This window comes from Actinocrispum sp. NPDC049592 (assembly GCF_040675465.1).
Classification (GTDB): domain Bacteria; phylum Actinomycetota; class Actinomycetes; order Mycobacteriales; family Pseudonocardiaceae; genus Kibdelosporangium.
This window is the reverse complement of sequence record NZ_JBFAPA010000028.1, coordinates 58596-69539: the sequence shown is the minus strand read 5'-3', so window position 1 is coordinate 69539 and position 10944 is coordinate 58596. Positions and strand designations below refer to the sequence as shown.

General features: G+C 68.4%; 8 protein-coding genes. 2 read left to right on the top strand and 6 right to left on the bottom strand.

From position 1 onward, the window contains the following. Positions 1-41: 41 nt before the first annotated feature. The gene (locus AB0J95_RS48115) at positions 42-317 is read right to left on the bottom strand and encodes a hypothetical protein (protein ID WP_364773164.1); all 276 of its coding nucleotides are present in this window, start codon (positions 315-317) and stop codon (positions 42-44) included. A 163-nt stretch (positions 318-480) separates the two neighbouring features. Beyond that, positions 481-3213: a LuxR family transcriptional regulator gene (locus AB0J95_RS48110; RefSeq protein WP_364773227.1), complete on the bottom strand. Its 2733-nt coding sequence runs from the start codon at positions 3211-3213 to the stop codon at positions 481-483. 317 nt (positions 3214-3530) lie between these two features. On the opposite strand from AB0J95_RS48110, the gene AB0J95_RS48105 reads away from it, so the two are divergent. Continuing rightward, entirely contained in the window at positions 3531-4082 is a 552-nt protein-coding gene (locus AB0J95_RS48105; RefSeq protein ID WP_364773162.1) for a hypothetical protein, read from the top strand. Positions 4083-4490: 408 nt separating this feature from the next. Continuing rightward, complete coding sequence (locus tag AB0J95_RS48100; RefSeq protein ID WP_364773160.1) at positions 4491-5096, top strand: response regulator transcription factor; 606 nt, start codon at positions 4491-4493, stop codon at positions 5094-5096. An 81-nt stretch (positions 5097-5177) separates the two neighbouring features. Here the strand turns inward: AB0J95_RS48100 and AB0J95_RS48095 are convergent, their stop codons facing one another. From AB0J95_RS48095 to AB0J95_RS48080, 4 genes are all read right to left on the bottom strand, one after another. Continuing rightward, the gene (locus AB0J95_RS48095; protein ID WP_364773159.1) at positions 5178-6332 is read right to left on the bottom strand and encodes a histidine kinase; all 1155 of its coding nucleotides are present in this window, start codon (positions 6330-6332) and stop codon (positions 5178-5180) included. 139 nt (positions 6333-6471) lie between these two features. Continuing rightward, on the bottom strand, positions 6472-7944 hold the full coding sequence (locus AB0J95_RS48090) for a SagB family peptide dehydrogenase (protein ID WP_364773157.1): 1473 nt from the start codon (positions 7942-7944) through the stop codon (positions 6472-6474). A gap of 100 nt (positions 7945-8044) precedes the next feature. Beyond that, positions 8045-10372, bottom strand: coding sequence for a TOMM precursor leader peptide-binding protein (locus AB0J95_RS48085; protein WP_364773155.1), 2328 nt, complete (start codon positions 10370-10372; stop codon positions 8045-8047). Further along, a complete protein-coding gene (locus AB0J95_RS48080) occupies positions 10369-10581 on the bottom strand; it encodes a hypothetical protein (RefSeq protein ID WP_364773154.1) in 213 nt (70 codons plus the stop codon). Before AB0J95_RS48080 ends, AB0J95_RS48085 begins: the two co-directional genes overlap by 4 nt. Positions 10582-10944 lie beyond the last annotated feature (363 nt).

Here is a 10944-nt window from a genome sequence, read left to right as displayed (position 1 = left end):
TTCACGATCCGGTTTATGAGTTCCGCACTTCGCTCACGGTCTCAGCGCTGCTCGAGCAGCCCCGCGTCCCACAGCTCCCCTATCCAGATGTCCAGTTCGGCCCTTATGTTCTCCCTGTCCGCCGTCCAGATGGCGGACAACGCGCCGACCGCGCCCTCGGCCAGCCATCCGTGCTGGCACAACGCGATCCACATCGCCGTCCCGGCCGGCCCGCAGCGGAACAGCACGCCACCGGCGCCCGCGGACAGCTCCAGAACGCCGTCGGCGAGCACATCGGCCTCGACCCAGGAACGAGGCCGGACGGATCCAGGGGACACCACAACGGCCTCCTCTCCACAAGTCACAAGAAGACCATGAATCAGCACTCCAACGGTACCGGATAAACACACGGCTGCCCAGTACAAATGTCCAAGAAACGCGAAAACCGGCGGCCCGGAAATCCGGACCGCCGGTCGGCGGAAAATCAACCCCGATCGACCCCTATTCGTGGTTCGACACCTGGTGCGGGTTGCCCGCGGGGACTCGGCTGAGCAACAGGCCCACCGGCAGGTCCGCGCGGCTGCCCACGTTGAGCTTGCGGTACACGCGGGTCAGGTGCTGTTCGACCGTGCTCACGGTGATGTAGAGCATCCGGCCGATCTCGCGGTTGCTGTAGCCACGGGCCGCCAGCGTCGCCACCCGCCGTTCGGCGCCGCTGAGCGGTGGCACGCCTTCGGCCTCGACCTTGGGTTCCTTGACCTCGAACGTGCCCCCGTGCGACAGCAGCTTCGTCAACGGTTCCGCGTGGCACGCCTTGGCTTCCGCGGCCGCGCGGCGGGCGTGCATCCGGGCCCGGCTGAACTCGCCCAGCTCCTGGTGCGCCTCGCTCAGGTCGATCAGCGCCCGCGCGAGCTCCAGCCGGTCGCCGCAGTTGTGCAGGTCCTCGATTGCCTCCATGAGCAGCTGCGGCCGCTGCCGCAACTCCGTTGTCGCCGCGAGGATCCGCAACGCCACCCCCCGTGTCCGCGAGCTGATCACCCGCGGCCGGTCCAGCTGCCGGGTCACCAGATCCCGCGCCACCTTGCGCTGTTCGAGCTTCAGGTACGCCTGCGACAGGTCCGTCAACGCCGGAACCAGGGCCGGGACATCGATGTTCCACTCGCGCATCTGCCGATCGCAGGTCTGGAAGTCGTCCAGCGCGGCCAATGCCCGGTCGGTGCTCAGATAGTAGTGACCGCGGGCGTGCAGGTAGCGCAGGCCGATCACGGTCCGGAACATCTGGTCCGGCACGAACTGCTTGAGCACCTCGGCCGCGGCATCCGGCTGTCCCATCCCCGTGTGCGCCATCAACAACGTCGCCCGAGGAAGTCCGATGAGGACTCCCCAGCCCTCGGCGGGCAACAGCCCCAACGCGGCGGTGGCACGCGCCTGGGCGAACGCCAGATCCCCTTGCCGCAGGGCGATGTCCGCCCGGACCGCGCCCAGGAGCGCCTGCCACGTCGGGGCGTTGCGCCGCTGCGCCTCCTCGGCCAGGGCCTCGCACCAGAACGCGGCCTTGTCTGGCTTGTCCGCGTACGCCAACGCCAGCAGCGCGGCGACGACGACTTCCAGTGTGGTGTCGCCGAGATGGCAGCTCTGCAGGATGTGCTCGGCGCTGCCGGCCACGTCCTCGGGCCGGCCCTTGACCATCAGGCCGCTCAGCTTGCTCGCGACCTGCACCCACGGGTTGCCGCCCGCGCCGGCCCGTTCGCTGGACGGCAGGCCCTGCTGCGAGCCGTGGATCCACTCGTAGACCAGCCGCAGCTCGGCCGCGACCTGACCGTCGGACTCCAGCGCCTTCATCGCCGCGATGGCGGTCTTGGTGTCCCCCTGCCACAACGCCTGCCGCGCCAACGTCGCCGCGTCACGACGGTTCAACGTGGCCGTGCGCAAAGCCTCATGCAACGGCTGCAGGTGCAGCGCGGCGGCAGCCGGGTTGACCCGCCATTCCACGCGTGCCAACGACTTGGTGATCTCCCGCCGGATGTCCTCGCTCGTGCTGTCGCGCAGGGCCAGCCGCAGGCAATGCGCCGCCGCGGCAACGTCGTCGTCGGCGAGCGCGCGCTCGGCCGCCTCACGCAACAACTCCACCGCCCACGGCCCGCAGGCCGCGTCCGCGGCCACGAGGTGCCGGGCGATGTCCAATGCGCCCGCGCCTTGCTGGTGCAACAGGTTCGCGGCGCTCAGGTGCATCCCGGACCGCTCGCCGGGCCGGAGGCTGTCCACCACGGCGGCGGCCGCGGCCGGGTGCCGGAAGTCCTGGCCCTCGAAGATCCCGGCGGACCGAAGTGCTTGCAGGGTCGGCATGATCTCGGCGACGGTCTCCCCGGCCAGCTTGGCCACCAGCGGCGGCGCGGCCTGCTCGCCGAGCACCGCGACCGCGCTCGCCACGTCCATCAGCTGCGGTTCGCCGCGGTGCAGGCAGGTCAGCACGGCTTGCGCATAGCCCACGCCAGGGGCCAGATCGTCCCCGGTGCGCTCGTTGTCATCGACCAGAGCACTGGCCAGCAACGGGTTCCCGCCGCTGAGCTGGAACACGAACCGGGCGAGCCTGGCGGGCGGCGACTCCAGCCGCGTCATCACGAGCTCGGCGACGCCCTGCTCGGTCAACGGGTTCAGCCGGATCTGCTCGTGCGGCTGACGGGTGATCTCGGCCCGGAACGACGGCCACGCGCGGCGGCGCTGTTCCCACCCGGACAACACCATCAGCACCGGCGCGCCGGTCATCCGGCGGCGCAGGTACAGCAGGACCCGCAGCGACGCCCCGTCGACGAACTGGACGTCGTCGATCATGATCACGACCGGGCGCTGCCTGGCCGCGGCCAGAATCGCCGCGGACATGTCCCGGACGATCGTGGCGTCCAGCGGGCCGACCACCGCCGGGTCTGGGTCCACCTCGTCCCAGAGCACCTGGTCCACAGTGGACATGCTGGGCACCGGGATGTCCGGGAACGCCGGCCCGTGACAGATCTGGCACATCACCCCCAGGTGCAGCGACTGCTCCGCCCGGGATCCCGCGGCCGACAGCACCAGCGCCCCGGACTGCGTGGCGCGGTCGGCGAACTGGCGCAGCAGCTCGGTCTTCCCGGTCGCCAGGCCGCCGGTCACCAGCGCGACGCGGCCGTGTCCCGCGGTGCCCTGCTCGAGCAGCCGCGTCAAGGCAGCCATTGCCTCATTTCGCTCGACTAACACCATCCCCACAGCCTTTCCTCGCCAGACTTTGCCGGCAGGCACGATGCTGCGAATTGTTCATCGCTGGTAGACGCAGTTTCCAGTGCCGGCCTCACCAACCTCTGCATGCGCTTGTCATCCGCCGGTATGACGAACCGACATGGCCACTAGGTGTTCTTCACATAGGAAAGGCGAGAATTTCACGGTCGTCCGATGACCGGCGAACTGGTCCGGCCGCGATGATATGCCGTATACCTTTGTTTTTCTGCAGTCGCGGCCGTCGTGCCCCGGCTTGACGGCACCCCGTGTGGAAAGGAGACAGACGATGCTGGAGGCGTTAGATGACTACAACGACCCGGAAACGCACCCCCGACCTTGACCTGTTACGGGAACTTTCCGAAGCCCGCACGTACTACGAGGAACGATTCGGCTGGCCGGTCACCATCGAGGTGGACCCCGGCCGTCTGGTGATGCGGCTGGGCGAACGGCTCGACGCCGTGGTAATGCCCGAGCCGTTGGGCCGGGGCGTGCTCACCGATTTGCGAATAACATTGCTCGCCGGCCCGGTGCTGGCCGACACGGCCGGCCAGTGGTGGCTGTTCCTGACGCAACCCTCCGCGAATTGCCGCCCGGCACCGAAGGACTACGCCGACGATGGCGCATCGCGGCTTCGGTGCCTCGAAGTGCATCCGCTACCGGCCGGTTCGCGCGTGGTGGTACCACGTGAAATCGACGAAACAAAAGAGTTGCCGTGGATTGAACGGCCCCGTGCGCTGCACCGGCTGCCACCGTGGCGCGCGGTGATCGCGACGGCCCGCAGGATCGGCGCGCAGTCACCACCCGCGGCGGCCATTCCCGCTCAGCGTGACGGCGGCCTGGCGAGGTCCCGGTGAGCCGCACTCGCCCTTTCAGCGGCCCGGCGTGCTCTCAACGGCCCATGCGTACCCAATTCCGTGAGTGTTATGCCCTCTTTGCGGGACAACGTCTCGCCCAATTAGCTCAGATCCCGCGCATTGACGGAATGTCACAGGATGAATACTCGCCGTCCCCGGTGCGTCACCCGCTGTATGGGCACCCACCGTGCGCGGGTGCGGCGGTTTCATTCTTTTCCCCTAACAGCCGATCCAATTGTGCGGGCCGACCCCTATGATCTCTTGTGACACCAACTGCAGCACCCGCTTGCTGCAGGTCAGGCGAAGCGGATGCCCGTCGGCCGTCGCCACCCCGCATACCTGGTGTCCGGCCGGAAATGGGAAAGGCACGAGCCATCCGTGGCGGTGCCGAGGGGAAAGGGGCACACCATGATCCGGGTGATTATCGCCGAGGACATGCATATGGTCCGCGGCGCCCTCGTCGCGTTGCTCAACGTGGAGCCCGACATCGAGGTCGTCGCGGAAATGGCATCGGGTGACGAGATCCTCCCGGCCGCGACCAAGCACCGGCCGGACGTCGCCCTGCTCGACATCGACCTGCCCGGCAAGGACGGGCTCACCGCGGCGGGCGAGATCCGCGCCTGCATGCCCGAGGTGCGCACGCTGATCCTGACCGGCCTCGGCCGGCCGGGCACCCTGCGGCGCGCGCTCTCCGCGCACGTCAGCGGGTTCATGCTGAAGGACGCCCCGGCCAGCGAGCTGGCCGACGCGATCCGCAGCGTGGCCGCGGGCAGGCGCGTGGTGGACAGCCAGCTCGCGCTGGCCGCGTGGGACAGCACCGACTGTCCACTGACCACCCGGGAGAGCGAGGTGCTCAGGCTGGCGGCACACGGTGCCGACGCGGCCGAGATCGCCTCCAAGCTGTACCTGTCAGTGGGAACGGTGCGCAACTATCTGACGACCATCGCGGGAAAGCTCAACGCCCGCAACCGGGTCGACGCGATCCGGATCGCCACCGAAGCCGGATGGCTGTAGCACCAGGGTTGACGCTTCGGTCCGCGACGGCGGCTGGGAGTGGGCGGAAAGTATCGCCGGCCGCTGTCGCAGACGAAGCCGCTAGGAAACCACGCGCAGCGGCGGTTTGAGGTCGTCGTCGCCGGTGTCGCGGCTCGGCGCCGGGCCGAACAAGGGCATCACCGCGTAGAGCCGGAACCTGTTGTCCGCCATCAGCTCCGCGGTCAGTTCCCCGCCCAGCTCCGCCACCCGCGCGGAGAGGTTGTGGATCCCGCTGCCGCCCGGCCCACTGTCCTGTCTGGAGTCGACCGGCTCGGTGGGCACACCGTCGTTGACCAGCTCGATGACGACTTTTCCGTCGCGCTGCCGGACCGAGATCTCGCAGAACTCGGCCTTGCTGTGCCGCAACAGGTTCGTGATCCCCTCGCGCAGAACCGTGGCCAGCACCGTGGAAACCCGCACCGGCAGGTCGCGGTAGCTGATGTCCATCTGGACGTGCACGTCCGCCGCCGCCAGCACGGACTTCGCGGACTCGCACTCCTCGTCCAGTGACATCTCACGGTAACCACTGGCTACCGCGCGCACATCCGCCAACGCCTGCCTGGAGATCTGCAGGATCTCCACGAGCTCCTCGCGCGCCCGCGCGGGATGCTTGATGACCAGCCGATGGGTCAGCTCGCTCTTCAGCGTGATCGCGGAAAGGTTGTAGCCCAGCAGGTCGTGCAGGTCCCGCGCGAACCGCAACCGCTCACGCGCCACGGCCATCTTGGCAAGTTCCTCACGGGCGCGGTGCAGCTCGGTCACCAATGTGGCCAGACGGGTCAGCCCGAAAACCAGCAACCCGGTCAGGATCGTGGACAGCGTTATGTAAAGGACGTCTTCGGGCACACCGGTGTACGCCGCCTGCGTGAAAGCCATGCTCACCACGACAAGCCCGGCGGTGATCCAGCCGAACGGCGGCGGGATGACCAGAAGCGCGCTGCCGGCCAGGAATCCCGGCAGCCCCACCCAGGACTGCTTGAACTGGAGCAACGGCAGGTACACCAGGCAGGCCTGAGCGAACAGCGCCGCATAGCGCAGCCACACCGGCAGTTCGGCCGCGCGCCGGGAGGTCCAGAGAATCTGCAGCGACAGCAACGCGACGATATAGACCGTGCACAGCGCGCCGGTTACGAACGTCACGCCGGTGAGCAGCACGCGGAAGAAGGCCAGCAAAGCGATACAGCTGAAGACCGTGACGACGACTAGCCTGGCCACCTTCGGGGCGAGTGTCGAGTTGACGGATAACGCATTACCGTCCGAGTCTGGGCTCATTCTCCCCCCAGCATCGTCACGCTCTCGGCCTGACTGATCCTACACGCCAACCTGTATAGGTAGTTCTTGCAGCAAGCTGCAGTCACGGATCTTGCCTAGCACTGTTGCGCTCGGCTATGGCGTCTGGTCTCAATCCCACGACGAACCCGCCGACTGTCACTTCCGCCGGCCAGTCCAGCAGGAACGCGCTGTCGCACACCTCGATGTCGCCAACGGAAAGCGCGCACGGGGCCAGTTCCATCGCCGTTGCCACAAGGTAGAGCGTCTGTTGCAGCACGCCGACGTGGCGCAGTGTGGTGGCGTATGCGATCCCGTTGTACATCCAAGACAACCGTCCCATTCGAGCCGTCACGGTGATGAGTGCCGGCGGCCGCTGTAACGAACCGGTCGCCACCTTCGCATCGTCCAACAACTCGCCGACCTTGTCCTCCGAAGTATTGATGAGTGTCAGCGCGTGACCGAGAGGGTCGTAGTGGTAGATGCCGCGCGGCAGCCCGATGCAGCGGTCGATCGTCAGGTAGAGCTCGAGTTCGTGCAGGCTGGCACTGCTCGGGTAGGGCCGGTCGGACACCGCGTAGCTCACTCCGCCGCCGTCCGCGGGCCGTACCGAACGAATTCGGGCCGAGCGGAACAACAGCTCGCCCAGCCGCTGTGCGGTCAACGGCCTTCGGGCGAACTTGCGAAAGGAACGGCGTTTCTCCACCACTTCGGTGAACGGCGGGTCGGCCGCGGCCACATCGGCCAGAACCGGCTTGTAGAGGGGAAATCTCGGCCCCTCCGGCACGGGTTTCACCGCGGGCGGCGGCGGCAGCTTGTCACCGTGCGGGAAAACCGCGCCACGCGGGTCGTCGCGGCCCAGCCTGCTGCGGGAATGGAACAAAAGATCGTTGTGCGACCACACCAGCAAGGCCGGATCGGTGTCCTCGGCGAACCGCGCGTTGAGCGGGTTGCCCTCGTCCTCGGCGAAAACGACCATGCCCACCGCGGCCACATAAGTGACGATGTCGGCCACGAGCGACTCGGCGACGTCCAGCGCGGGCGCCAGATCCGCGATCGTGGTGGCCTTGCCGAGCGACCCGACCACACGGGTGGCCAGGGATCGGTGGAACACAACGCGATGGCGGGCCAGCGGCGACTCGAGCACGACCTCGCCGTCGCTCGCGCGCATGGCGGCGAACCGGGACAGCCGGACCGGATGGCCGGCGTCCACGGCGGGCAGCTCGAAGGTGGCCTGCCGGGAGATCGGCACCGCGGACAGCAGCGGGCCGCCCATGTCGGCCAGGCCAAGGGAATGCACGACACAGCTGCCGAGCTTCTCGATCACCCGGCGCACGCGCAGGTACTCGGGATCGTCGGCCATCGACGGGATCCCGGCCGTGCTCTTGTGCTCCGCCAAGGCGGGCAACAGGTTCTCCAGCGAGACCGGGCCGAGGCTCATCCGGTACAGCCACTCCCGCACGACCGGGCTGGGGTCGTCGATCTCGATGTCGCCCCAGCGTGTGAAGACCAGCAGCTGGTCGTCACCGGCGCTCTCCACCAGGGCGTCCTCGCGCAAGGACCACAGCCTTATTCGCTCCGGATCGCCGGGAGGAGGCTTGAACTGCACAGTCGGTCTCCAGGTCGTGACTTGTGCCCCTTCACCTGCGGTGGCCATCTCAGATGAACAGGGGTGTCGGGTTCAGCTCCTCGTACGGCGTCGGCGCCGGGAGCCGGCCGAGCAGGACCGGGACGTCGAACAGCCGGCCGGGCGCGAACCGCGCCCAGAAGGAGCGCATGCCGGGCACGATCACCTTCACCACCGGCAGCCCGATGTCCGGGCGGGTCTGGTCGAGAACGAGCACCTCCAGTCCCAGCGACTCCACCCGGCGGCGGACGTCGGTCAGGTCGTCGAGCAGGTCCGGTGTGGACACATAGGGCCAGTCCGACGGTGTCCTGGCCGGCACCGCCGGGTCGGGCACCAGGTAGGGCTGGTTGGCGATGGTGGCGTTCTGCCACCAGTTCACCGGTTCCGGCTCCACCCAGCCGTAGCGGCCGTCCGGGCCGAGGTCGGTCACCACCGGCATCAGCTGGTTCATCTCGGTCAGCGCGCGGCGCAGCGCGACCCTGGCGTCCACATGCGACCCGAAGCCGAACATGATGTCCTCGGTGCCGCCGTCGGTCCGCCGGGACAACGCGGTCATCGCCGGGATGCCGGAGTCCGCGGTGACGTCGAGGACCCACACCTCCCGGTTCAGTCCTTTGTAGACGTCCTGTAGCTCGTCGATCCACGGGTCGCCGAACGCCTCCAGGTCCACCCCGGGCTGCCGGGTCCTGTTGTACCACCACATCGCGACCGAGTCACGCTCGACCAACTCCAGCAACCCTTGCAGCACAGCGTCTTCCAGGCTGCTACCTGCGGCGTTGCCGTTGGAGTCCGCGTAGAGCGAAACCGAGCCCGCCTCCGGCGGGGCGCCGTAGTACAGCATCGCCGTGGGCAGCAACCGGTGTCGTTCGTGCGTCAGCGACCAGACGGGTGTCCAATCGAGGACCGCGTTGTCGTTGAACGGATCCGGCACGTGCTGGAACGATGAGTGGGCAGCGTTCCACGCCGAGCGCGCCGGGTACTGGCGCTCGTCGAACAGCTGCACCGACGCGGGGTGCACGGCCTGCTCGCCCAGCGACCGGTAGCTGCCCCGGACCCGTTCCTCGTCCCCATGGAAGAAGCCCGAATGCCGTTCCAGCGCCTCGCACAACGCGCTCACCTTGCCGTGCAGGGGGGTGACGCCCTTGCCGCCGTTCTCCACCCGCGGCGCGGCGTGCAGGTCGCAGGCGGCGCGGCCGCCGACGGCCACGTTCGGCCCGGCGCGGAAGGAGTTGAAGAACGCCGGTCCCCTGGTGTGCTGGGTGATCTCCTTGATCACCCCGGTCACCGGGCTGATCAGGTGCTCGTAGCGCTGGAAGACCTGTTGCGGCGGAAGGGTCCGGTGCCCGCCCGCGTTGTCGGTGGACTTGGGCTGCGAGACCAGCCGGACCGGGCGCCGCGCCTGGTTGCGCATGTGCGTGGGGTCGCCACACAGCGCACACTGCGGCCGCCGGCGGAACTCGTGGTGCCGGCCACCGAGGTCGAAGCTGTCGAACGTCCACACCGAACGCTGGCCGGGGTACCGGTAGCCGGCGAGCCACTTGGTCACTTCCAGCGCGATCAGGTGGGTGGCCATCGAGTCCAGCGCCGCAACCGAGGCGACCGGGCGCACGGCCGGGCCGATGCGGCCCAAAGCCGCCTGTACGTGGGCCTCTGCCTCGCGGTGGGCCCACAGCCGGGTGGCCAGGCAGTGCCAGCAGCCCAGCTCCGGCGAGTCGAAGACGGGGCCGATCCAGATCTGCGCGCCCACTGGTTTGGCGAGCAGCCACGGTCGGCGAGCGGCACGGTGCACCGCGTCGATGTCGGCCAGATCTGACGACAGGTAGTCATCGCACAGCACGACCGAGAGGTCGGCCGGATCGTCTGTCGCCAGGGCGAACCCGGCGGTCTCGTCACCGTCCATCGGCGGGGGACCGACCTGGACGGTGAGTCCCGCTTCGCGCAACGCGGCCAGTGCGGGCACCGGGTCGACGTTCCCGGTCGCGATCACCCGCACCCGCTTGGTGGTGGTGTTCGCGACCGCCGCGGTGGCGTCCGTGCCGGCCGCCTCCCAGTAGGCCCTGGCACGCTCGCCCGCGCCGGAGCCCGGCGGCGGTCCCAGGGTGAGCAGCCCGGCCTCGTCGAGCCGGGCGATGAACCTGCCGACCTGCTCGGGTGCGACGCCGTTGGGTACGTCGCGCAGCAGGGTCTCCAGGTCTCGGGTGCTGTCCAGCAGGGGTGCCAGGGTCTCCGCGTCGGAGCCCTTCAGCGCGGTCACCCCGCGCTCGGAGAAGAGGTAGACGGCTTCGCCTTTGATCACTTCCACGCGGAGGTGGCGCTTGAAGCCGACCACCCGTCCTGCTGAGGCACCCGGGTGAGTCATCGCTGTGTCATCTCCCGCGCGACCACGACGAGGTTGAACGTCTGGGTGCACGAGCCGGCGAGCGTGTGCTCCGGATTGCGCCACAGGTCGGTCGCATCGATGACCAGGTCGGTCCCGGCGGCGTCGGCCAGGTGCAGGTCCAGCTCGGCGAACAACGAACCAAGGGTGTCGGTGAGAGTGGCGTCGGTGTTGTTCAGGGTGGCGATCACAATGGCCCCTATCCTTGATTTCCCCGCTCGATTGGATCGCCAAAAGCATGCGGCACGCCATGGCCGGTCAACCAGTGTCCCGATAACCAGTGCGCTCGCCGATCCGTCACTGTCCGGTACAGGAATTTTTCATACCCGGCACGGGAGTTGCTCATACCCGCCACTGGGGTCGTCGCGGGCCGTCGATCGCGGAAGGTTGCGCAGGAAGGGCCCCATGATCACGCTCCGTCCGCCGGGGGTGGCGGTGGGTGAACCAGTCGGGGTGCCCGCGTAACCGGTCGGACCCCTGTCGTTCATTTCCGGGGCGTTTCCGGCGCCGAATTCCGGGCGGGACCGTTTACCTGCCCGATAGTGCGGGAATAC

Coding starts and splice junctions, on each gene's coding strand:
- AB0J95_RS48100 (WP_364773160.1), top strand. CDS start 4,491: ATGATCCGGGTGATTATCGCCGAGGACATGCATATGGTCCGCGGCGCC.
- AB0J95_RS48110 (WP_364773227.1), bottom strand. CDS start 3,213: ATGGTGTTAGTCGAGCGAAATGAGGCAATGGCTGCCTTGACGCGGCTG.
- AB0J95_RS48085 (WP_364773155.1), bottom strand. CDS start 10,372: ATGACTCACCCGGGTGCCTCAGCAGGACGGGTGGTCGGCTTCAAGCGC.
- AB0J95_RS48105 (WP_364773162.1), top strand. CDS start 3,531: ATGACTACAACGACCCGGAAACGCACCCCCGACCTTGACCTGTTACGG.